Source organism: Shewanella pealeana ATCC 700345, assembly GCF_000018285.1.
GTDB classification, from domain to species: domain Bacteria; phylum Pseudomonadota; class Gammaproteobacteria; order Enterobacterales; family Shewanellaceae; genus Shewanella; species Shewanella pealeana.
Genome location: NC_009901.1, coordinates 2,096,015 through 2,118,628, shown reverse-complemented (window position 1 = coordinate 2,118,628; position 22,614 = coordinate 2,096,015). Strand labels below are relative to the sequence as shown.

The 22,614-nt window shown below is 46.2% G+C and carries 17 protein-coding genes; 9 read left to right on the top strand and 8 right to left on the bottom strand.

Going from position 1 to position 22,614, the window contains the following annotated elements:
* Nucleotides 1-119 precede the first annotated feature (119 nt).
* The 7 genes from SPEA_RS09150 to SPEA_RS09120 all read right to left on the bottom strand — a co-directional run bounded on the left by SPEA_RS09150 (nt 120) and on the right by SPEA_RS09120 (nt 8,040).
* Entirely contained in the window at nt 120-1,358 is a 1,239-nt protein-coding gene (locus tag SPEA_RS09150) for a BatD family protein (RefSeq protein ID WP_012154984.1), read from the bottom strand.
* Nucleotides 1,358-3,052 carry a VWA domain-containing protein gene (locus tag SPEA_RS09145; RefSeq protein WP_012154983.1) on the bottom strand — a complete coding sequence of 565 codons (1,695 nt, stop codon included), beginning with the start codon at nt 3,050-3,052 and terminating at the stop codon, nt 1,358-1,360. The genes SPEA_RS09150 and SPEA_RS09145 overlap by 1 nt, the downstream gene beginning before the upstream one ends.
* A complete protein-coding gene (locus SPEA_RS09140) occupies nt 3,045-4,031 on the bottom strand; it encodes a VWA domain-containing protein (RefSeq protein ID WP_012154982.1) in 987 nt (328 codons plus the stop codon). Before SPEA_RS09140 ends, SPEA_RS09145 begins: the two co-directional genes overlap by 8 nt.
* The gene (locus SPEA_RS09135) at nt 4,025-4,510 is read right to left on the bottom strand and encodes a DUF4381 family protein (RefSeq protein WP_041410902.1); all 486 of its coding nucleotides are present in this window, start codon (nt 4,508-4,510) and stop codon (nt 4,025-4,027) included. The genes SPEA_RS09140 and SPEA_RS09135 overlap by 7 nt, the downstream gene beginning before the upstream one ends.
* A gap of 1 nt (nt 4,511) precedes the next feature.
* Nucleotides 4,512-5,432 (bottom strand): DUF58 domain-containing protein, encoded by a 921-nt coding sequence (locus SPEA_RS09130; RefSeq protein ID WP_012154980.1) that lies wholly within the window; start codon nt 5,430-5,432, stop codon nt 4,512-4,514.
* 17 nt (nt 5,433-5,449) lie between these two features.
* Entirely contained in the window at nt 5,450-6,412 is a 963-nt protein-coding gene (locus tag SPEA_RS09125; RefSeq protein ID WP_012154979.1) for an AAA family ATPase, read from the bottom strand.
* A gap of 101 nt (nt 6,413-6,513) precedes the next feature.
* Nucleotides 6,514-8,040: an arylsulfatase gene (locus SPEA_RS09120; RefSeq protein ID WP_012154978.1), complete on the bottom strand. Its 1,527-nt coding sequence runs from the start codon at nt 8,038-8,040 to the stop codon at nt 6,514-6,516.
* A gap of 154 nt (nt 8,041-8,194) precedes the next feature.
* Between SPEA_RS09120 and SPEA_RS09115 the strand changes: the two genes are divergently transcribed.
* The 7 genes from SPEA_RS09115 to SPEA_RS09085 all read left to right on the top strand — a co-directional run bounded on the left by SPEA_RS09115 (nt 8,195) and on the right by SPEA_RS09085 (nt 18,013).
* Entirely contained in the window at nt 8,195-9,388 is a 1,194-nt protein-coding gene (locus SPEA_RS09115) for a GAF domain-containing sensor histidine kinase (RefSeq protein ID WP_012154977.1), read from the top strand.
* 106 nt (nt 9,389-9,494) lie between these two features.
* On the top strand, nt 9,495-10,127 hold the full coding sequence (locus SPEA_RS09110; RefSeq protein ID WP_012154976.1) for a response regulator: 633 nt from the start codon (nt 9,495-9,497) through the stop codon (nt 10,125-10,127).
* Nucleotides 10,128-10,205: 78 nt separating this feature from the next.
* The gene (locus SPEA_RS09105) at nt 10,206-11,387 is read left to right on the top strand and encodes an anaerobic sulfatase maturase (protein ID WP_012154975.1); all 1,182 of its coding nucleotides are present in this window, start codon (nt 10,206-10,208) and stop codon (nt 11,385-11,387) included.
* Nucleotides 11,388-11,713: 326 nt separating this feature from the next.
* Nucleotides 11,714-12,514, top strand: coding sequence for a hypothetical protein (locus tag SPEA_RS09100; protein ID WP_012154974.1), 801 nt, complete (start codon nt 11,714-11,716; stop codon nt 12,512-12,514).
* 57 nt (nt 12,515-12,571) lie between these two features.
* Nucleotides 12,572-13,678, top strand: a complete 1,107-nt coding sequence (locus SPEA_RS09095; protein WP_012154973.1) for an efflux RND transporter periplasmic adaptor subunit — start codon at nt 12,572-12,574, stop codon at nt 13,676-13,678.
* Complete coding sequence (locus tag SPEA_RS09090) at nt 13,678-16,803, top strand: efflux RND transporter permease subunit (RefSeq protein ID WP_012154972.1); 3,126 nt, start codon at nt 13,678-13,680, stop codon at nt 16,801-16,803. Before SPEA_RS09095 ends, SPEA_RS09090 begins: the two co-directional genes overlap by 1 nt.
* A gap of 67 nt (nt 16,804-16,870) precedes the next feature.
* A complete protein-coding gene (locus SPEA_RS09085; RefSeq protein WP_012154971.1) occupies nt 16,871-18,013 on the top strand; it encodes an OmpP1/FadL family transporter in 1,143 nt (380 codons plus the stop codon).
* Between the two features lie 169 nt (nt 18,014-18,182).
* Here SPEA_RS09085 and SPEA_RS09080 read toward each other — a convergent pair whose 3' ends face one another.
* The gene (locus SPEA_RS09080; RefSeq protein WP_041410901.1) at nt 18,183-19,085 is read right to left on the bottom strand and encodes a LysR family transcriptional regulator; all 903 of its coding nucleotides are present in this window, start codon (nt 19,083-19,085) and stop codon (nt 18,183-18,185) included.
* 220 nt (nt 19,086-19,305) lie between these two features.
* Here SPEA_RS09080 and SPEA_RS09075 point away from each other — a divergent pair, with 220 nt between their 5' ends.
* Both SPEA_RS09075 and SPEA_RS09070 read left to right on the top strand, forming a co-directional pair.
* Complete coding sequence (locus SPEA_RS09075; protein ID WP_012154969.1) at nt 19,306-21,357, top strand: alkyl/aryl-sulfatase; 2,052 nt, start codon at nt 19,306-19,308, stop codon at nt 21,355-21,357.
* A 143-nt stretch (nt 21,358-21,500) separates the two neighbouring features.
* On the top strand, nt 21,501-22,274 hold the full coding sequence (locus SPEA_RS09070; RefSeq protein ID WP_012154968.1) for a hypothetical protein: 774 nt from the start codon (nt 21,501-21,503) through the stop codon (nt 22,272-22,274).
* The last annotated feature ends 340 nt before the right edge of the window (nt 22,275-22,614 follow it).

Genomic DNA, 22,614 nt, shown 5'->3' with positions numbered 1-22,614 from the left:
GTATCAACCTTTCATCAATGATAAAAACTTTACCTCAATGAAGCTTGCTGTGAGAACTGGGAGATTTACTAATCTCAAGCCTAACCCAGCAACTTAAATCAGCTTATTAGGCAGCTTAGTTAGTTTGGATTTAACGGCTGTAAGGAAAATGGCTGACAATATTGACGCCAAACAATGCTGCACATGGTTTTTATTAGTGCCACTCTATCAAGCTTAACCCTACCGTCGGCTTGGTACTCGAGGCTAAGGAATATAGATTTTGCCGCGCTCTGAAAAGGTTGCTCAATACATTGTAGCCAGCGACTGAGCAGGCTAGGCATCAGTTTTTTAGGGGTAAATACTGCCCTTAATGTAATAAGACATGCCATAAGCAAAGGAGTGCTTAACTTTGTTAATGCAGCTACATAACAGTAGCCTAGCTTTTGGAAAATAAGCTGACGCTGCCACCAAACAATAAGCAGACAGATAAAAACTAACATTAGTGCTAACTGGTACTGCACGAGAAAATCACTGAGCTGCGCCTGCCATATAGCGACTCGCTGCTTTAAGGGTAAAGGAGGTGGAGGAGTGACGACGATATCGATTGCAGGAATAATGCTATGCTTCACCACTGCTTGCGCTGGATGCCACCAGCTAACCTTAATCTCAGGTAATCGATACTCACCGACACGTGAAAAGCGATATTGTAGCTCTGTTACTCTCTTACCTGTAAGCGTACCGCGATAGGCACGGGATTGGGTCGCATTTGCCGTGACTCGCAGATCAGCATCCCGACTATCGAGTGATAGAGAGAGCTCCGCAATTAAATAGCCAGGCAGGTTATCCACCGCCATGGTGATCTCTCGGCTCACGGCTCCACCTGCAACAAACTCACTGGCTGATAGCTTCTGCTCAAGGGTTAGCTTGGGTGTTATGAGCATCCCCCTTGAAGCATCGACTTGCTGCGCAATGTCAACACGCTTACTTGAAGAGGTTACCACTTGAGCTTTGTCACCTCGACCGAGCGTTATCTCAGTTTTAGGCAAGACAAACTCACCAAACTGAGCTGGGTAGATATCATATTTAAATTGGGCGACGTGCTTTCGCTTCCCCTCTATCATCCGAGTGGTATAGATAGGTGCATCGGCAGATTCGATAAATAGCTGCTTAACTTTGACCTCCTGTATAGATACATTCGCGGCGATGGCCTCGTCACTGATGATGGCCAGCCAAACGGTGTTTTGTACACGCTCTGCAAGCACGACATCATCCACTAACCATTGCGCCGAGAAATGCGCTGTTTCTGCTTGGGAAGATAATGGCAGCAAGCTCAAAACCGTTACAAAACTCGCATATAACAAGCGGGAAAAACTCGCCATTAGTGATCTCCTTGCTCTGTCGCCCTAACAGCATCCGTCTGACTCTGTTTTGCTCCAAGACTCTGTTTTAAATCAATACTCAGTTTTGGATCAAGATTTGGCGCTTGCTCAAGCTGCTGCAGCTGAATGGTAAATTTATTGCGTAAAAACACGGCAGGATTATGCTTCACCTGCTCTAACCAGATCTTGGTCAGGTGCTCTTCTGCCATCAGATCGGCGCTGTTTATTTCATCAATCTTATCTTCTGGCTCATCAATCTGCATATCCTCCTGCAGCGAGTCAATCACATCAGCTGTCATATCCTCACCTGCTGTGCCCTGCCCCTCGGCGCGCAGCTCCATCAGTGCAAATATCTCCTCAAGCACTACCAGATTTGCTTGCGCTTGTTTATGCTCAGGGTCAAGCGCTAACACCTGCATAAACCAGCGCTGTGAAGAGCGAAACCTTGCTAGATGCATATAACTCAGTGCGATATTGAAGCTCCGCTCGATAGAGTCTGGTTGAGTATTTAGCATTGTTAATGCCCACTCCCACTGCTCACTGCGCATCAAGGCTTCGACCTTCCACTGGGGATCGACAAAACTGTTGGCTGCGCAGCGGTAATTTTGTCGCTGGTAGAACCACAGCCCTTGTTGATCTGGACTTAAAAAAAGCCGCATAACTAAGTTGTCACACTGCTCACTACTGACGCTCCTTTCAGCAAACTCTGTAGCATAGACTTCAGTGACTGGTGAAAGGGTTAGCCAAGGGATAAATATTAAGCTTGCTACCCAACGAATACTCCAGCCCCGCCTAAACCAGAGCAAGCTTAACAATAGCGTTGGGAATACCAACCAGTAGCCCACCTCCTGCCAGACAATATCCTTGTCTGTAGGATCAAAGAAGTTAACGCTATTACTCCAGTCAATAATTGCATCTATATCGGCATCGTCGCTGCTCATCTGCAGTTGTTGAACTCCGCTAGGCGTTGACATAGATGAAGCAAAGCCGAATTTCCAAAACAGTAGCTGATCTTGTGTATTATCTTGATGTGCGATTAACGCCTCACGGGCTTGATTGTCGATAGCGTCACTAATCACAACGATGCTCGCTGGCAGTGACGGCTCCCCCTGCTGTAGCCGACTTTGATCCAAAGTCCTTAGCTGTTCTAAAGCTCTTAGTTGCTCTAATACAGTGGCAAGGTTCTTCCCCTGACGAGGAACCAGCTGGGTATTTAAACTTGAGAGGTAGAGGGCTAAAACGTCGCGATCCTCTGTTGCTGGCAATAGTTGATGACCACTGCCAGCGTATACCCAAGCACCGAGTAGACCATCAGGTTTTTCTTCCAAAAGGGTAGCCAGCTTATATTTGGCGCTTTCTATACGGCTAGGAGCAATATCTGACTCCGCCATTGAGCTTGATAGGTCGATAACAAAAATAAGCGGTGAACGGTTTTTACTTAAACTCCCCTCTTGGGGTTGCCAAGTGGGGCCGCTCACTATGATGATCAATAGTCCGATCAAAAAAGGCAGCATTGCTTTTGGTGATAACCAGAAATTGGAGGCGATATCCGTTCTCAGGTGAGGCACTAAATGCGCCGCGAGAGGTAACTTAGCGTCAAGTTTCTGCTGAGTACGGTAATTTCCCCATAGCCAATATAGATAAGGCGCAAGCGCAAGCAGTGCCCATGGTCTGATAAAATGAAACTCACTCATACTTGGTCCCCTGCGGCTTTCTTCGAAAGCTAACCAGCATCAACATCGACAGGTTAATGCACAACATGAATAAGATCGGCCAGAAGTAGAGATCTTTTTCAGGACGAATTGTGTAGCTGTCAAACAGTTGCGGCTGCAGCTGCTCTAACACCTTATAAACCTCAATAAGAGATTGACCGTCATCGGCCTCAAATACTCTTCCCTGCGTTAAATCGGCAATGCGCTCTAGTGTTGCGATATCAAGGCTATCCTCTCCCACATTTTTGGGGTCTCCAATCGCGATGGGATAGATAACGACACCCTGCTCCCCAGCGTAATGGGCCGCATCCAGTGGTGGAAACTCACTACTAGTGTCATTGCCATCGGTGAGCAGCAGTAACACCTTGTTTTCAACCTCTGACTGCTCAAAGTGATTAACCGCAACACCTATCGCATCACCAATTGCCGTGCCAGCCCCCGCCATACGCACGTCCATCTGCTGCAGTAATTGGCTTAATATCTGTTTATCTTGCGTAAATGGAGCCTGCAGATAAGCATTCTCACCAAAAGCGATTAAGCCGATACGATCTGAGTCTCGCTTGAGTAGAAATGATTGCAGTAACGCTTTAACTCCATCGACCCGGCGCAGTATTTCGCCTTGGGGATCGACAAAATCCCTCGCCTCCATTGAGCCTGACAGATCGACAGCAATCATCATCTCCCGTCCAACCTGCTCTATTTGAATCGGCTCCCCAAGCCAAACCGGACGCACAGCGGCGCAGACTAATGCAAGGTAGGTCAGCGTCGCCAATAGGCGCTGCCAAAACAGTCGGCGAAGCACCACAGCCCCTTCACTTGGCCTGCGCTGACTTAAGCTCACCAACAGTTTAAATTTTGAGAAGCGTATAGCAGGTAAAGCGGTACGGTGCTTAGGAAGTAAAACGGCCAATAGAGGCAGTAGGATCAAGATAGCGAGCCAAGGATAAGTTAGCGTTAACATACATGCTCCTTAACCCAGCACGTAAGCGCGAGGCGATATTCATCGGTTAGGCTCGCCTTAGCTTGATAGTTACAAACTAGCAGCGCTGCCATCGCTTCAGCTGTGGTGTCACTACTTTGGGTAAGCTCCACAACTCGATTTGAAAACGCCTTAACCGGAAATGTGGCTAGGCTTTCATTAGGCCAGTGCTGATGACAAAACTGGCGCAGCAAACTTGCCATCGCAGGCAGATCATTGTTGGCATCCAATTTAACGAAAAGTATTTTTGCTTCCCGCACATATTGGCGCTGTAACCAGTGATATCCCTGCCTGATAACAAAAATAACCAACGACAAGCTAAGCAAGATAAAAACAACATTCCACGCTGGCGTGTTAGGCCACCAAGATATCGCTTCGGGAGGCGTTTGCCACTGCGCCTTTTTAATTAGGTGCGAGCCAAATTCTGCCAACTGCCCACTTGATTGCATCCGTTCACTCATATTAGCGCCTCCTAGCAGACGACATAGAAAACAGCTGCTGCCAACTCTCTTTGTGAGTCGTTAATGCTAAGTAAGGCTGGCCGATTGATAAGAAGCCGTTCTCTACCCCTTGATTATGCTCGATGGTAAATCGATTATATCGCTGACGAAGCTGACCGTTATCACCATTGATCTCCAGCTGTAGCAGACCATCGCCCATCAAAACGTTACTATTGGGTAGCTCATCCTCCAGAGGGTCACTCACTCTCAAGCCGATAATATTATTGTGTCTCGCGAGTTGAGATAGTAGTGCGCGACTGGTTTTATCAATGAAATCAACGAAATCACTGATAATAAAGATTTGGCTCTCTTTAATTTTTTGCTGACAAAGCAGGTGGAGTGCATCATCTAAGCTCGGGGGTTCTATTTGCCCTTGAGCGGGTAAACGGCCACCTAACTGGGTCACTTTTTCCAATAAGCTCAAAAGAGATTTTTCGCCGCGCATGGCGCTATGGGATTCGATATGGGTATCTGTGAGCATAAGCGCACCGATCCTGTCACCCTCGACCTGAATACGACCCGCAATAATCGCCGCGAGTTCAGAGGCTAAAACTGACTTCATCACTCCGTCACTTGCAAAAAACATACTGCTACGAAGGTCAATCAACAGCACGGCACTCTTGTCTTTCTCCTCGCTATAGAGACGGATAAAGGCCTGTCCAGTACGCTGAGTCACGCGCCAGTCGATACAGCGAACATCATCGCCATCAAAGTAGTGACGCAGCTCAACGAAATCTAGGCCACGACCACGCTGACTACTCTTCTGCAGACCGCTAAGTGGCGAGATTTTGCTATAGGGGGGGCGCCAACTGAGGCCTCTACCCTTTTTAGCCAGTAAGCTTAATCGAGAGAAATTGGTATATATACGCTCATCACTGCTCATAGCCCCCCCTATATTATCTATACGTGTGCTACGCAATCGAGTAACTTATCGATCACCGCATCTGTGCTGATATTTTGGTTGATACAGCTAAAAGAGAGCACGATTCTATGGCGCAGCACACCATGACAGACAGCCTTAACATCCTCAGGTGCGACAAAATCACGTCCAGATAACCAAGCGTAGGCACGAGCACATCTATCTAATGCAATTGACGCTCTTGGGCTGGCCCCTAACTCAATGAATGTTCCGAGTTCATCGCTATACTTTTTGGGCTGACGGGTCGCATCAACAAGATCGACAATATATTGATCGATATTGTCATTAACAAAAACCTCATCCACCTGTTTACGTGCACAGAGCACCTCTTCGACCGTTAATGTTGCAGCTCGCGTGCTCGCTTCACTGCTCTGCTGGTTTCTGAGCAATTTCAACATGCTCATTTCAGCATCTTTATCAGGGTAATCAATGAGGATCTGCATCAAAAAGCGGTCCATCTGAGCTTCGGGTAGCGGATAGGTCCCCTCCTGCTCAATAGGATTTTGAGTCGCCAACACCATAAATAGCTCAGGTAGAGGGTGCGATATCCCTGCAACTGAGACTTGCCCCTCAGCCATAGACTCGAGTAATGCTGACTGCACCTTTGCCGGGGCGCGATTGATCTCATCTGCGAGCAGAAAATGGCTAAATACAGGGCCCGGTTTAAAGCTGATACTTTGTGTTTGATTACTATAAACTTCGCTGCCGGTAATATCTGCAGGTAACATATCAGGGGTAAATTGAATTCGGTTTAGTTTAGCGTTAACCTCATTGGCCATCTCATTAACAGCACGGGTTTTAGCAAGGCCTGGTAGTCCTTGAATTAACACATGTCCATTAGCAAGTAAGGCTATAACCAGCTGCTTGACCACCTGCTCTTGGCCCAATATCTGTTGATTGATTCTATCTTGCAGCGCCTCAAATTTGCTTGTGAATGCATGCATTAGCTCACCTTTGGACTCGATTATGTACGGGAAAGTGCGTTTACTGTTTTTGTATTTGCAGGGAACAGAGGGCGCCTAATGCGCCCTCAGGTAAGAGAGGTCTAACGGTTCTCTCGGTATGGAAGTTGCTCAATAACTCTTTCTAAGTTAAACGAAGCAGGCTCCTGTCTTAATGGGAACTCTTGGAAAGTGCCAAGTAGTTTAGCGACCTCAACTTGTACGGGGACAAAGTTGTACATACGCTCAGCAAACCACTTTAGGTACATGCCTGAGTGCTCAGGTGCTTCTTCATAAGGGTCTGCACGAAGGTCAACAAGCTGTGGCCACTGAGTTGCTAAGCGTGGAGCAAACCAGCTCTCCTCTAGAGGCTGAATAAAGGTCGCCTTAATCTTACCGACTCGCACCGCTTCAAGGTTACCCGTTTCAGCAAAATAGAAGATCTCGTTACGGGGAGTATCTTCATTGGTTAGCCAAGCTTGGGTGTGATCATAACCATCGATATAGACATCGTGCTTCTTCTTAAAGCTTTCCTGAATGTCTTTTTCTCCGGCAAAGGTTGCTAAGGTCGTAAACAAGTCTTCATGGGACTGAATACCGTTATTGACGCTACCAGCAGGGATCTTACCTGGCCAGCTCACCATAAATGGTACGCGGACGCCACCTTCGGTCGTCAAGCCCTTCTCACCTTTAAATGGCGTGTTGCCCCCATCTGGCCAACTCATCTTCTCAGCACCGTTATCGGTCGTGAAGATAATAATGGTGTTATCACGCTGGCCAGTCTTCTCTAGAGTTTCTAAAATCTCACCGACATAACTATCTAGCTCAGCCATACCGTCAGCATATAGACCGTAACCTGTCTTTCCTTTCCACTTTTCACTTAAGTGAGTCCATACATGCATACGTGAAGGGTTATACCACATGAAGAATGGCTCATCTTTCTTGGCACTCTCTTCAATGTAATCTACCGCCATATCCGTTAACTCACGGTCGATGGTTTCCATACGCTTCTTCGTTAATGGTCCGCCAGAGCCAGTTTCACCATCTGCGTGCCCCTCAACAATACCGCGAGGTCCGAAACGCTCTAAGAATTCAGGGTCTTTCGGGTAATCCTCATTCTCAGGCTCCTCCTCTGCATTTAGGTGATAAAGATTGCCGTAGAAATAATCAAAACCACGACGATGAGGTAGCATATGCTCCTGGTCGCCTAAGTGGTTTTTACCTAGTTGCACCGTCATATAACCTTGATCTTTCATCACCTCGGCAAGGGTGGGATCCTCTTTTGAGATCCCGATTGGCGAACCCGGCATTCCGACAGTAAGTAGTCCGGTACGGATTGGTAGCTGACCCGTTAAAAAAGCAGCACGCCCTGCGGTTGAGCTAGGCTGGCCATAGTGGTCGGTGAATAACATCCCCTCTTTGGCGATACGGTCAATGTTAGGTGTTTTATATCCCATCATTCCCATGTTATATGCAGAAGTATTTGACCAACCAATATCGTCTGCCATGATGACTAGAATATTCGGCTTTTCAGATTCATTTTTAGCCATAGCTGGGGCCGCGACAGCAGTAGAGACCACTGCCATGCCTAGTACCGCTTTTGATAACATCGTTTTGGTGAATGTTTTCATTGTTCACTCCTCATTTTAGATGGAGCTAGTATCAAGGCTACTCAAACAAAATCGAACTAGGACTATTCCTAAAGCAGTCATTACAGTTAGTATTATTTGTGCTTTTACAGGTATAAAGAAATTCAAAACGGATAATTGTGGTGAGAAAATAGCTATGAAAAATCAAGACGATTACGATTTCGCACAATTTAATCAAACCCTACTCTCTATATCTACCCAGCTTCTGGATACTCCAACAAGCTCGTTAGCGGAGGTGATGAATTCAGTTCTCGACGAGTGTAGAGAACTGCTTGGTGTCGACAGAATATCTTGTTTGCCTAACACCAAATATATTGCTCAGGAATGGTCGTTTTATGCCGTTTCAGGAAAAAATATTCCTCATGTAAGGCCCAACCTTAGCTACGAAATTAAAGCGCGATATCAAGCGATGATCCATTCCAGTGAAGTTTTCAATAGCGATGATGATCTGCAACTACTCGAGCTTGCCTGTCAACTGCAGCAACAAAAGCCACTCAATCATATTTTGATCCCGATCCAAGCGATGGGTAAGCCATGGGGGGCCTTGGCTGCGGCAAACTTTGTTACTCATAAGGCGTTTGATGAACACTTTATTCGCTGCTCGACTATTTTGGGGAATATTATGGCTTCAAGTATTGAGCGGCTACGACATTACCAAGAGTTATCTCATCAAAAAGAGAAAGTTGTCGCATTAAATAAACGCCTGATAGAAGACAGAGAGAAACAGCTAAAAGTTATCGCTAGAGATCTACACGATGACTTTGGCCAGCGTCTCGCTTCACTCAACCTTGAATTGGGATTTATTAATACCCAATTAGATAATGAATCTCAAAAAGCACTGTATGATGTAGCAGCAAAGCTGTCTGATATTACCCGAGATCTTCAGCATCTATCTCGCCATCTTCATCCCGCGATAATAGACAAGGTCGGTCTGTATGCCGCCATTGAGGCTGAAGCAAAAAAAATGACCTTGCATAAGAATATTCTTCTGTCACTCAATCTCAGTAAAGAGATCTTGTACAGTGAGGGACAAAAGCTACATATCTATCGCATCAGCCAAGAAGCGCTTGCTAATGTGATGCGACACTCCCATGCAACGGCATTGTCCATCTGCCTAAATCGTGAGGGCAAGTTTGCTAAACTGACTATTGAAGATAACGGTAAGGGCATGGCTCAGGATGCGCTTGCAAACTCCTCGTCATTAGGGATTGAGTCTATGCTCGAGCGGGCGGCGCTTATTGGTGGCACAATCGATTTTACTGTCGGTCATCATCAATGTGGATTTTCGGTAAAACTCGTTTGGCCCATTCCAGAAGATATGATTAACTAATAGCAAGCATACTAAATATATAATTGATTTTAATAAGAATGATTTTAATAAGAATGATTTTAATAAGAATGATTTAAATAAGAGTGATATTAATAAGAGTGATAGGATGAATCATGTACAGTTCGAGAAGGATGAACAATTAATTATGCCCACCATTATCATTGCAGATGATCACCAGATAGTCAGTGAAGGCATCGCAAGGCTTGTTGAAAAAAACTATCAGGTTCAATCAATTACCACCAATGCAGAAGAGTTAATTCAAGCTGCTAAACAATTTCAACCCGATATCATCATCACAGATATTTCAATGCCAGGTATGCAGCTAAACCAAACACTTGGCTTGCTAAAACGTACATGTAAAGAAGCAAAGATCATCTGCCTCACCATGCACGATGAAGCTGAAATCCTACAGGCTGCATTCGAATATGGTGCTGATGGCTACATAGTGAAACATCAAGCGGGTTTTGAGCTACTACAGGCACTCGAAACCGTACTGGCTGGAAAGCAATATGTCTCCGCAGAATTACAGGAAAAGTTCAACCAAAAAACAGTGCTAACAGCAAGACAGTTGGATATTTTGAAGCTTTTGGCAAAAGGCATGTCTGCAAAGAAAATTGCACTCTCACTCAATATTTCCGCCAAAACCGTTGAGTACCATAAATATAAGATGATTGAGCAGTTAGATTTAGACAATGCCTCATCGCTTGTGGCCTACGCTCATAGCCGAAATCTAATTTAGCCTCAGACATTAGGAGACTTCCTAGTCGATCCCTTGCTAGCTTGAAGAGATAATGGGACCCAATAGAGGAGTTTCTATATGTCATCACAAGCTACATACCCATTTCACCTTCTGGTTAAACCGGTTGGTGCTAAGTGTAATCTCGATTGCCATTACTGCTATTACCTACGTAAAGAGGAACGATACGAGCCTAATGCGACGATGCAGATGTCTGAAGAGTTGCTGGAAAGCTATATTTCTCAGTACATTGCAACTCAGCCGTCTCATATAAACAGTGTTGATTTTAGCTGGCAAGGTGGTGAACCGGCACTGCGTGGGCTCGCTTTTTTTGAACGAGCAGTCGAGTTACAAAAACAGTATGCTCGCCCTGGTATGCAGATCTCCAATACCTTTCAAAGTAACGGTACGCTAATCAACGAACGCTGGGCGAAGTTCTTCAAGAAAAATAACTTTTTAATCGGTTTGAGCATAGATGGCGATGAGCTTAATCATGGCAACGGTCGACCAGACTTAAAAGGCAACAATAGCTACCCCAAGGTAATGCGAGGACTCGCACTACTAAAGGAACATAATGTCAATTTTAATACCCTAACCGTTGTACATTGTGATAATGCCCACCTAGGTAAACAAACCTACAATAAATTAAAAGAATTAGGCTCCACAGTCATTCAATTTCAGCCCTGCGTTGAACATGACCGCGATAGAAGAGCTAGCAAAGATTGGTCTTTATCCCCACAACAATGGGGCAAGTTTTTATGTGATGTCTTCGACGAGTGGAAAAAAGAGGATGTTGGTAAGGTCTTTATACAATTGTTTGAAAATACACTCGCTATTTTAGCAGGGCAGCCGAGTCAAATGTGCTTTCATTCTGAAGCGTGCGGGCAGCAACTCATGCTTGAACATGATGGAAGTGTCTACTCATGCGACCACTATAGTTATGATGACTATAAACTGGGCAATATCGATATCGTCGATCTTGGCAAAATGGCCAGTGGTGAAAACCAGTCACAGTTTGGTTTAGCTAAATGGCACTCACTAACGAAACAGTGCCGAGAGTGTGACTTTAGACCTTTTTGCAACGGCGGATGTCCAAAAGAGCGAACGGCAATCACAGCAGACTTGGAGCCAGGTTTACATCACCTATGTCGCGGCTATAAACAATTCTTCATGCATTCTATGCCCTACCTTGGCGCAATGTTAGAAACCATTAATAATGGCTACCCTGCAAACCTATACCCTATGTATCTTCAAAGAAGCTAGCAGCATCGACAACTGATAACGAAGGTCATTAACGACCTTCGTGGTTTCGTAATCCAAGCTCAGCTCTATTATTCCGCGTCTCCCCACGGCTCTGACTGCATCAGTCTTCATCAGTCTTCATTTCAATAATTGCAGAGCCTAATTGATGATAACGGCCCCTACTGAAGTAGGTTGTTTGTGGGGGAAATAAAACGGCCTACCTAGCATTCAAAATATGTAACACCCAAATCCCAGTTCTATTCCAATTAGCAATTTTCCTAGTATTTGCCTCAGCCTCTTATCAATAAAATAGTCCGTAACAATTCATTAAATAACTTTGGTGAGCAATGAAACATATTCCCACTCTGGCTAAAGGGTTAGCCCTAGCCTCGATAGCAACGATAGCAACGATCTCACAGGCTATCGCCGCAGATGATACAGAAACACAAGATATGTCAGATCCTCTTGCGGTTTACACACAGCTTGGCGTTTCATACGGTACTAATGGCATCAATTTAAAGCTGGGTAAGACCTTAGACACCGGCTCTGCTACAGATATGTCAATGTTCCTTTTTGAGGTCAAGGGGATCTATGGCGAACACATGAAGCATCAAGGCTCTAGTTCCCTAACACCAGAAAGTGCCAACAATGGAATATCTGAGCTTCGCTTTCGAAAGTTTGATGTCGATATGACTAATGGTCGCGGCATATCGATGGATGTTATTCATAACTTCGATACGAACTCCGGCACTGCATCTTTAGGAATGATACAGGCGCTCCCCAAGGTGGGAATTTGGCAAGCATTTCCCATTATTGCGGCAGGTGTTGAATACAATGATGGTTCAAAGCATTCAGCCACCAATGAAGCATCTGGACTCCATTCCGACTTTGTCTTCGCAAGCTTCACTCTTTATAACAAGTTCCAGTTAACAGACACCATCTGGGCAAACTACAACCCCATCTATACTCAAGCCGTTTTTGGTGATGTTCACTACACAGAAAACCTAAAAGGCAGCAATGGATTAACTCATGAGTTTATTCTGAGCTGGCAGATGACTCCAACTCAAAACTTCCGCCTCTGGTATAACGCCAGCCAAAACCAATTTGCTGATGGCGACTTCCGTCTAGAGTACAACCAGCAGTTTTAGACAATACGACTACGCGTAACTTATGCCCTCCCCCTAATAAAAGCTTGTGGAGTATCTATGAAACACCTTTCTAAACCTTGGTTATTAACCACGACACTAGTATTAACGACACCCGTTCTCTTTGGCTGTGGCAACGAGCCGGAAGAGGAAGCCAAAAACGATGTTGTCAGACCGGCAAAAATAGCCACTGTAGTTAGCGCAGCTGGCAGTGTACAGCGTAGTTTTCCCGCTCAGGTATCGGCCAACGCCAGTACCTCTTTGGCATTTAGAGTGCCAGGACAGATCACTAAGCGTTATGTGACCGAAGGAAAACGTGTTGAAGCAGGTACGCTCATTGCAGAACTCGATCCCACCGATTTCAATATCCATCTCGATGATGCCCGTGCTAAGCACGAACTCGCTGTGGCTCAGCATGATCGTAATACAACATTAGTGCCTAAGGGGCTAGCAACAAAGGCCGAATTCGATACCTCTCGCGCCGAGATGTTGATGGCTAAAGCCAACCTTGATAGAGCCAGCCAGAACCTTAAGTACACAAAGATCTACGCTCCCTATGATGGCGTCGTTGCACAAATTCACAGTGAAGATCACGACCATGTTGCGGCAACTCAACCTATCGTTGAGTTTCAAAATGACAAGGTTAGTGATATCCAATTCGATCTGCCAGAAAAGCTACTAAAGCAGTTTGATCCAGATAAGTTTAGTGAACTCTCCACCCAGGTCATCTTAGATAGCTACCCAGAAAAACCGCTCACCGCCACGTTTAAAGAGATGCGCAAATCCACCAGCTCAGGCGCCTTGAGTTTTAGAGTCACGCTCTCAGTCATGGCCAAAGACGGTATGCGAGTGCTACCGGGGATGAGCGCGAAGGTTCAAACAGTACTTGCTGGCGATCAACTGGGCAATAGCGAACTTGTTATTGCACCAGTCGGGGCAATCTTCAGCCAAGAGACCAGCAGCCTCAGTGACGGCAAGGAGTTTGTCTGGGTACTCGATAGTGAAAACAGAACTCACCTTAGAGAGGTCAACGTCACCCGTCTGCTGACATCGGGGGCGATAATCAATTCCGGCCTAGAGGTCGGTGACAGGGTCATCGCTGCAGGCACCAACCATATCGTCTCTAACCAGCAGGTCAAAGAACTGCAACGTGAGCGAGGCTTATAATGGCTAATCACACACAAACAACCGAGAAACCTGATGATATCAATGCCGAGTGCGAGGGCGGGGGCATCGCCGGTTACTCGATGCGTAACTCTGTGGTTAGCTGGCTTATCATCATGGTACTGGCCATTGGTGGCATACTGGCCTTTAACGATTTAGGCAGATTAGAGGATCCTGAGTTTACCCCCCGCTCTGCGCTAATTGTCACCGCTTATCCGGGCGCCTCGCCTGAGCAGGTTGAGGAAGAGGTCACACTGCTTATCGAAAGTGCCCTGCAGCAACTTCCTTCAGTCAAATGGATTAAATCGGTGAGTACCGCTGGACTGTCACAGGTCGATGTGATGATGGAGTCTGAGTACACCAGCTTACATCTGCCGCAAATTTGGGATGAGGTCAGGCGCAAAATTGGCGATCTACGCACCCTACCACCAGGCGCGTCAAAACCGATTGTTAACGATGATTTTGGTGATGTCTACGGCATGATCTGGGGCATTACCGGTGACGGCTATGAGATGGCAGAACTTGAACAGTTTGCCGATCAACTCAGACGTGATGTGGTCACCTTAGAGGGGGTCAGCAAGGTGATGATTGGCGGTATTCAGCAGCAGCAAGTGTTTGTTGAGATCTCCAATAGTAAGATTGCCGCGCTTAATATTCCCATCGATCACATAACTGCGCTACTGCAACAGCAAAACACTGTGTCCAACGCCGGACGAGTACGTATTCAAGATGATACCGTCAGGCTCTTCCCTACCGGTGAATTTCAAGATATCTCAGAGTTAAGAGATCTAGTGATCAGCCCAGTAGGCGCTTCTGCACGAATATTGCTTGGTGATGTCGCCGAAATCCGCCGAGGCTATGTGGAGGTTCCCACTAAGCTGATGTCGATGAATGGCCTACCTGCACTTGAATTTGGCGTCTCATTTATGCCGGGCGAAAACGTAATAGAGGTAGGCGCTCGAGTTCAAGCCCATATCGACAGCATGCTTAATAAGCAGCCTGTGGGTATTGAGATGGAGAATATCTATAATCAACCTACCCAAGTAGAAAAAGCCGTTGATGGCTTTGTCTGGAGCTTAATTGAAGCGGTCGCCATTGTGATCGGCGTACTCCTTCTGACCATGGGCCTTAAGAGCGGCATCATTATCGGTATCGTACTGATCCTCTCGGTAACCGGTACCTTTATCTTCATGGAGCAAATGGGCATAGATCTGCAGCGAATTTCGCTGGGTGCCTTGATTATCGCGCTGGGTATGCTGGTCGATAACGCCATCGTGGTGGTCGAGGGGATATTGATAGGGATGCAGCGGGGCAAATCACGCTTTCGCGCCGCTATCGATATTGTCGAACAAACCAAGTGGCCACTGCTAGGTGCAACTGTTATCGCCGTAACCGCCTTTGCGCCTATTGGCCTGTCTGAAGATATCTCTGGAGAGCTCGTCGGTAGCCTATTCTGGGTAGTCTTGATCTCGCTAACCCTAAGCTGGATCACCGCCATCACCACGACCCCATTTTTAGCCGCTATCTTCTTCAAGAATACAAAACCTGCCACAGAGGGTGAAGAGGTTGACCCTTACAAGGGCGTTATCTTTACCAGCTATCGCAAGTTCTTGAAGATCTGTATCCGCCGCAGAAAAACAACCATGCTAGTGCTGCTTGTCCTGCTACTTGGTTCGGTAAAAGGTTTTGGGATGCTCAAAAATGAGTTCTTCCCACCGATGAACCTACCTAAGTTTATGGTAGATACTTGGCTGCCATACAGCACAGATATTCGCGCCACGGCAGAGGAGATCCAAGCGATGGAGCAGCTGGTACTCTCCCATCCCGAAGTCACCCAAGTTGCATCAAGTGTGGGTGGCGGACATGTACGCTTCATGCTCGCCTACAAGCCGGAGAAGATGTACAACAACTACGGCAACCTAATGGTCACCATCAAGGATATGGACAAGCTCACCGATGTGATGACTGACGTTAGAGCCCTGCTTGAAGATAACTTTGCTGGTGCTAACTACAACTTCAAACGCTTCGAGATGGGCCCAGCTCCTGATGGTCGCATTGAAGCGAGATTCCAAGGTCCAGATCCTGAAGTGCTGCGCGATCTATCCAATCAAGCTAAAGCGATTATGGCTCGCCATGAGGGAGCGACCGCTGTACGTGATGACTGGCGTGAGCGTACAAAAGTTATCCGACCAGACTTTAATGTAGAAGCGGCCCGCAACTTAGGGATCAGCAAGTCTCAAGTCGATAGCGCCCTACTCGCTAACTTCTCCGGTCGTAGCGTTGGCCTCTATCGAGAAGGCTCAGACCTGATGCCTATCATAGTGCAGCCTCCCGAGGCTGAGCGTACTGATATCAATGGCATCATGGAGATCCAAGTCTGGAGTCACCAACTACAAAGTTATGTCAGCCTTTCTCAAGTAGTCCATAGCTTCGATGTGGAGTTTGAAGATCCCATCATTATGCGTCGTGATAGAAAACGTACCGTAATGGTGATGACTGATGAAGATCAGATGGGTGATCTCACTACCGCCGCCGTGCTGCAATCTTTTAAAGCAGAAGTTGAATCCATTGAGCTGCCAGAGGGCTACACCATGCCCTGGGGCGGCAAACATGAAACCTCAGTAGATGCACTGGTGGCACTTGGAGAGAAGCTATCTGGCGGTTATCTGGTGATGATTTTAATTACCATTTTACTGTTTAGCTCATTTAAAGATGCAGCGGTGATCTGGACCGTGGTGCCCTTTGCCATTATTGGTGTAGTTGTCGGCCTCTACAGCGCCAATATGCCATTCACCTTCCTAGCGCTGCTAGGCACCATGAGCTTAACCGGTATGTTGATTAAAAATGCCATTGTATTGGTTGAGGAGATAAAACTGCAGATCAAGGAGGGCAAAGAAGATTACGCAGCCGTTATCGATGCGTCAGTCTCTAGGGTGCGCCCTGTGAGCATGGCGGCGGTCACCACTGTGCTTGGCATGATCCCACTCATCACCGATGGTTTCTTCCAAGCGATGGCGGTCGCCATGATGGCGGGTCTAACCTTTGCCACCATCTTAACCCTTATCGTTATCCCTGTGATGTACACCATGATCCATCGTGTACCTAGCTGTGACGAGTCCCGCTGCTAATCAACACATATCAGCAGAGCATGACCCTATGCTCTGCTGAACTTTCCCCTTTTTTGGAATTGAAATAATGAACTTAAACAAACTAACTCTGGCGTTAACTTTAGGCGGCAGCCTTATTGCAACCTCAGTTAGCGCTGCTGGCTTAGGTCTTTCACAAATAGGTACGGCAGAAAGTGTTGCCACAGCAGGTGCTGCCAACGTGACCAACAACCGTGATGCATCGGCAGTGGTAACCAACCCTGCTGCGCTGTCGGGGATCACCGATAGCAGCACGGTAATTGGCGTGCAATATTTAGATGTAAAGTCTGAGTTTGAACGTGAGGCGATGGGTGAAGGGACAACGGGCACCGCGGGGCAGTTTATGCCTCATCTATCCTACGCCAAAAGACTCAATGATGACTGGGTTGCAGGTATTGCGATGCACTCTCCTGGTGGATTGGGGATGAGCTATGATAATGGCGTCGCGGGTGGTCCAGCTAATATCATCAATGAGAACAATATCGCCATTGTAAATATCACCGCATCGGCGTCATATCAGCTCAATGACAAGCTCTCTTTAGGTGCCTCTGTGATTGCTCAATATGCCGATCTTCAGATTGATTTATTTCAGGGAACCGAGCAGGCAAACACCATAGCGGGCAATAACTGGACTCCCTCATTTGCGCTAGGCGCCATGTACCAGTTATCCGATAGCACTAACTTAGGTTTGACCTATAACTATGGCGGTAAGCATGAACTTGCTCTCGCCACACACCTGCCCGAACCTCAGAGTATGGATGTTAATTGGCCTCAGAGTGTTGATCTTGGGATCGAGCACCAATTGACAAGCGATCTAACCCTGATGATGAGTGCTAACTGGCAGCAGTGGAGCCGTTATAACGACAAATACACTGATACGTGGGGCGCAGGAATGGCTCTGAGTTACCAGCTAAATGAGTGGACGCTACAATCAGGTTTAAGCTTTGACTCCAGCCCGCTAGACTCAGCAGATAGAGATGTGGTTCTTCCACTGGATAAGCAGTGGCGATTCGGTTTAGGAGCGTTAAAGACGCTAGATAGTGGCTCGGTACTCGGTATCGCCTACCAGTATCAATCACTCGGTGATGGCCATATTGATGGAACTACTAATGGCAGCTTAAACCCAATTCAACCACAAGGTTTCTACAGCGAAAACCGCATTCACTTCATCACAGTTTCATTAAGTTTTTAAATTTAATCCCCCTTCGGCTTAAAACCATGCCACATCACCCGAGTAAATAAGCGGCTAAGAGCTATTTTTTGATTACATCACTAAAAAATAGCTCTTAGTATATTTCTATGAAGTCCATTTTACGGCTCTAAGATTAGCGGAATAAGCTAACGAATTATAAGCTATATAACTAATTCCATTGCTTCACCAATTGGTTTAGCTTTTCCCTAAGCCAAGTATGTGCAGGGTTAAACTCATTACGTTTGTGCCACATCATATTATGTAGCACAGGCTTAGTGTTAAAGGGCGGCTCGATACTTTGAAGACCAAATTTATCTGCATACTTATCAGCGATACTCCTTGAGGTGATAGCAATACAATCACTTTCAGAAACCAGCGCCATCATAGAGAGTAATGAGTGACACTCACAGCTAACCTTACGTTCACCGATCACTTCCTCGGTGAAAAAATCCAGTGCAGTTAGCGTCGCGCGGCGGATCTGCAAAGTAATATGTTTCTCTTGGTAAAACTGAATTTTGCCTATCTTGCCATTAATACGCGGATGACCCTTACGGCAAATCATGGTGACGCTTTCACGGTAAAAAAGTTGATTAGAGTAAGAAAGGCTAGGCAACTGTCCAACGTCTATCGCTAAGTCAGCCTTTTGCAAACTCAACTGCTGTAGCAGTCGTTCCTCTTCAATCGGGGGCAGTTGAAACATAATCTCACAGTTGCCCATATCGCTATCTTGTTCAGCTAAAGGTTGCAGCAGATTCATCATAGGTTCATCGACATAGACTAGAAACGAGCGCGGTGTCTGCTTGTCAAAACCTGCCACATTGCTCAGTGCACTGTTAACCGTGTTGTAGGCCGGTGAGACTTGACTCGCTAGCTGAATCGCCGCGTTGGTTGGTGAAATACCACGACCTTCACGAACAAAAAGCTCTACTCCGAGTGTAGCTTGTAGGCGTTTTAATGCCGCACTGACGCCCGGCTGAGTTAAACCTAAGGAGTCAGCAGCTAGAGTAATAGATCTAAGCTGGTAAACCTCTAAAAAAATCACTAACAAATTGAAATCGAATCTTTTATCCATATTGTTGCCCACGCAATTCTCTCACCGCTAATACAGAAGCATTAATTATACATAATAACGCCAATACATACGAAATAGTTATGTATCAACTAAAGCTGAGTTTATTGGTTCATTCATCTGAAAAGCCTACTCTATCACCAAGATAAAAACACTTAGCAACCAATGGCTTCTCCCAAGAAGATCCATAATGTTCATAGACTTAGACTCGAAGGTGACCCATATGCAAAATCAAATAATCAAAAGAACAAGCTTAGCTGCCGCTATTATTAGCCTGATCTCATTTAATGCTATTGCCCACTCTCATGATGAGGCAGAAAAGCATAACCACGAGCATGAACATATCAATGCAGGCGAGATGGCATCTTACGCGGGTAAAGCGGCAACTAAACACACCATAGCTGCAAACAAAGCCCTTGCAGAGCGCTTACCATTTTCAGATATGACAGCCTTTGAGCAGCAAAATCGCGGACTAATCGCCGCATTTGGTGATCATCAAGCTGGTAAAGCACGTCTGCAGTTTAGCGATATGATGCAAGATATCGACCCCACAGATTTTCCTAATACCGTAAATCCCTCTATCTTCCGCCAAGGCTTGATGAACTACCAGGCAGAAGGCTTATATGAGGTGGTTGATGGTGTGTACCAGATCCGTGGTAACGATATCGCTAACCTTACCGTCTTTAAAACAGACAACGGCTATGTAATAAACGATCCGGGGTTTCTCGACGAGACCACAAAACTTGCATGGGAGTTTGCCAAGCAACACCTTCCAGCTCCCCACACAATTCATGCCGTGATCTACTCACATCCCCATGGCGATCACTTCGGTGGCGTTCGTGGTCTCAGTGATGATTTTGCCGATGATGTGAAAATTATTGCTCCAGATGGTTTTGTGCAAGCACTCGCTGATGAGAATATGCTAGCGGGTAATGCGATGTCGCGTCGCTCAAACTACCAATATGGTGTCACTCTAGGTAAAGATGCCCACGGTACTGTTGATAACGCTATCGGACTCACACCCGGTATTGTTGGCGGCTTAACCCTAATTACCCCAACCCTTGATATTACCGATAAGATTGAGAAGCATGTTATCGATGGCGTTGAGTTTGAATTTACCAACGTACCAGGCGCCGAAGCCCCAGTTGAGATCATCACTTGGGTAGAGAAGTACAAAACCCTATTTACCGGTGAGCTGACCTATCACGGCATGCATAATATCTACACCTTCCGTGGTGCAAAAGTGCGTGATGCCCTTGCATGGAGTAAGTACCTAACCGATATGAAGCTTGCCTATGGTGACCGTATTGAAGCGTTAACCTCTTCTCACTCGGCGCCAGTTTGGGATACCGCCGATATTAATGAGTACATCACACTGCAACGTGATAATTACGGCTTTATCCATAACCAAGCCCTTCGTTTAGCCAACCACGGCACCACTATCAATGATGTAGGACGTGAGATCGACAAGATTATTCCTCAGGCGCAATTTGATACTTGGCACACCAATGGCTACCACGGCTCATACTCACACAATGCCCGCGCCGTTGTTAACCTTTACTTGGGTTACCATGATCTAAACCCTGTTAACACTAACCCGCTGACTAGCCAGGATAAGTCTTGTGTCTATGTGGAAGCTGCTGGCGTAGATACCCTGATGAAGGGCGCACGGGCACAGTTTGAAAAGGGCGAGTACCAAGCGGCTTCTCAACTTGCTAACGATGTAGTGCTCTGTGATCCCAATAACCAAATAGCACGTGACCTGTTAGCCGACTCTTTCGAGCAGCAGGGTTATCAGTCTGAAACCATGGCGTGGCGTAACTCCTACCTATCGGGTGCTTACGAGCTACGTACCAATGTGATCCACGAGTCAATCAAGCAGAACTCAGCCGATATTGTGGCTAACAGTCCAACACTCAACATTTTAGATTATGTTGCGGTTCGCCTGAATGCGCCAAAAGCGGTTGAAGCTAACCTGACTTTAAGCTTTAACTTGGTACACCCAGACACTAATGAACATTTCTACTCAGAGATCTCCAACGGCAATATGGCAAGTGTGATCACCACAAATAAGGTAAAAGGCGCTGATGCCACCTTCTACATCAACCGAGCGGATCTCGCTAAGGTGATGACGGGCCAAACAACACTTCCTGAGTTACTTAAGAGCAAGCAAGCTGGGATTAAAGGCCAGCAAGATTTTATCCAACAGCTCATGCCAAACCTAGACAGCTTCAGCCCGCTGTTTGAAATCCTGCCAATAGCAGATAACAAATAACCTCACTGCAGGGGGCTATGCCCCCCTACCTTCAGTACATAGATGATGAAAACAGCATCATTTAGCTGATATGAAATTGTCACTAACAGTGGCTTCCCCTCTTCCCGGCTGGGGGCTTCGCCCCCCTCCCTTCCAGCGAGTCTATGATGAAAAAGTTACCTTTAATCAGTGTATTTAGCCTGATCGCACCACTTAGTTTTACGTCTCTGTCTTTTGCCCAGCAAGATGAAGTGCAAGATATGTCTGACCCTCTAGCGGTATATACCCAAGCAGGAGCTGGCGTTACCAATAAGGGGAGCAACCTAAAACTTGGCAACTCCTATGACACTGGTAATCCAGATACCATGGCGATGAATATCGTTGAGCTAAAGGGCATTGCAGGAGACAGTCTTGGCCTTGATGGCAATGACTCTATCAACCAGCTTCGTTATCGTAATTTCAATCTAGATATGACCAATGGTCGTGGCGCACAGATTGATGTGAACTGGGACTTTAATAACAATGTAGGTAATGCATCCTACAGCTTTATTCAAGCCCTGCCTGCACTGGGTCCTGTGCAGCTATTCCCACTCGCTGGTATTGGTATCACAGTGACAGATACAGCAGTAATTCGTGGTGACGAGACTGAGATTGGCAGTGTGGGATACGCTATCCCATCAAGCTTTGCCGTTGTCGGTACCTACGCAAAAATTACCCTCACAGATAAAATCTGGCTTAACTACAACCCCATGTATATGACCACCTTGAACAGCAACGAATATATGTCGGACATGATGGATGGCCTCTATCACGAAGTTGTTGCTAGTTATCAGATAAACCCAAAGCAAAATATTCGCCTCTTCGCTAACTACGCCGCAACTGAGTTCAATGCCGATAAAAATGTCGATTGGCGAATTGAGTTCAATCACCAGTTTTAATTTGCAAATGAAGAGCAATATGAGCAGAGAGTAGCCCTGTTATTGTGTGCTCCACAGCTACCTGTGGAGTATGACGGCTCTTTTATAGAGTCCAGCGGATGCAGAAAGTAAAGGATCTACCTACTGATATTTGTGGTTTAAGGCAGAAAACAAAATCCCCCACACAGCTCCCCCTCAAACTAGCTTGCAGAGGGTCTATTCCAAACCTATAGCGGCGTTTGATTAGTATCCTCTCTGGATATATTTCTATGGGAACATTTTTAGGTTAACGGGTTTGCAACATCTGTAAATTTATCAGTTAAGTGATTGTAAATCATATAGCTTGAGTTAAAATAGCAAA

Bases quoted from the DNA above. Each gene is read 5' to 3' on its own strand.
- SPEA_RS09150 (WP_012154984.1), bottom strand. From the start codon at position 1,358: ATGGCGAGTTTTTCCCGCTTGTTATATGCGAGTTTTGTAACGGTTTTG.
- SPEA_RS09145 (WP_012154983.1), bottom strand. From the start codon at position 3,052: ATGAGTGAGTTTCATTTTATCAGACCATGGGCACTGCTTGCGCTTGCG.
- SPEA_RS09140 (WP_012154982.1), bottom strand. From the start codon at position 4,031: ATGTTAACGCTAACTTATCCTTGGCTCGCTATCTTGATCCTACTGCCT.
- SPEA_RS09135 (WP_041410902.1), bottom strand. From the start codon at position 4,510: ATGAGTGAACGGATGCAATCAAGTGGGCAGTTGGCAGAATTTGGCTCG.
- SPEA_RS09130 (WP_012154980.1), bottom strand. From the start codon at position 5,432: ATGAGCAGTGATGAGCGTATATATACCAATTTCTCTCGATTAAGCTTA.
- SPEA_RS09125 (WP_012154979.1), bottom strand. From the start codon at position 6,412: ATGCATGCATTCACAAGCAAATTTGAGGCGCTGCAAGATAGAATCAAT.
- SPEA_RS09120 (WP_012154978.1), bottom strand. From the start codon at position 8,040: ATGAAAACATTCACCAAAACGATGTTATCAAAAGCGGTACTAGGCATG.
- SPEA_RS09115 (WP_012154977.1), top strand. From the start codon at position 8,195: ATGAAAAATCAAGACGATTACGATTTCGCACAATTTAATCAAACCCTA.
- SPEA_RS09110 (WP_012154976.1), top strand. From the start codon at position 9,495: ATGAATCATGTACAGTTCGAGAAGGATGAACAATTAATTATGCCCACC.
- SPEA_RS09105 (WP_012154975.1), top strand. From the start codon at position 10,206: ATGTCATCACAAGCTACATACCCATTTCACCTTCTGGTTAAACCGGTT.
- SPEA_RS09100 (WP_012154974.1), top strand. From the start codon at position 11,714: ATGAAACATATTCCCACTCTGGCTAAAGGGTTAGCCCTAGCCTCGATA.
- SPEA_RS09095 (WP_012154973.1), top strand. From the start codon at position 12,572: ATGAAACACCTTTCTAAACCTTGGTTATTAACCACGACACTAGTATTA.
- SPEA_RS09090 (WP_012154972.1), top strand. From the start codon at position 13,678: ATGGCTAATCACACACAAACAACCGAGAAACCTGATGATATCAATGCC.
- SPEA_RS09085 (WP_012154971.1), top strand. From the start codon at position 16,871: ATGAACTTAAACAAACTAACTCTGGCGTTAACTTTAGGCGGCAGCCTT.
- SPEA_RS09080 (WP_041410901.1), bottom strand. From the start codon at position 19,085: ATGGATAAAAGATTCGATTTCAATTTGTTAGTGATTTTTTTAGAGGTT.
- SPEA_RS09075 (WP_012154969.1), top strand. From the start codon at position 19,306: ATGCAAAATCAAATAATCAAAAGAACAAGCTTAGCTGCCGCTATTATT.
- SPEA_RS09070 (WP_012154968.1), top strand. From the start codon at position 21,501: ATGATGAAAAAGTTACCTTTAATCAGTGTATTTAGCCTGATCGCACCA.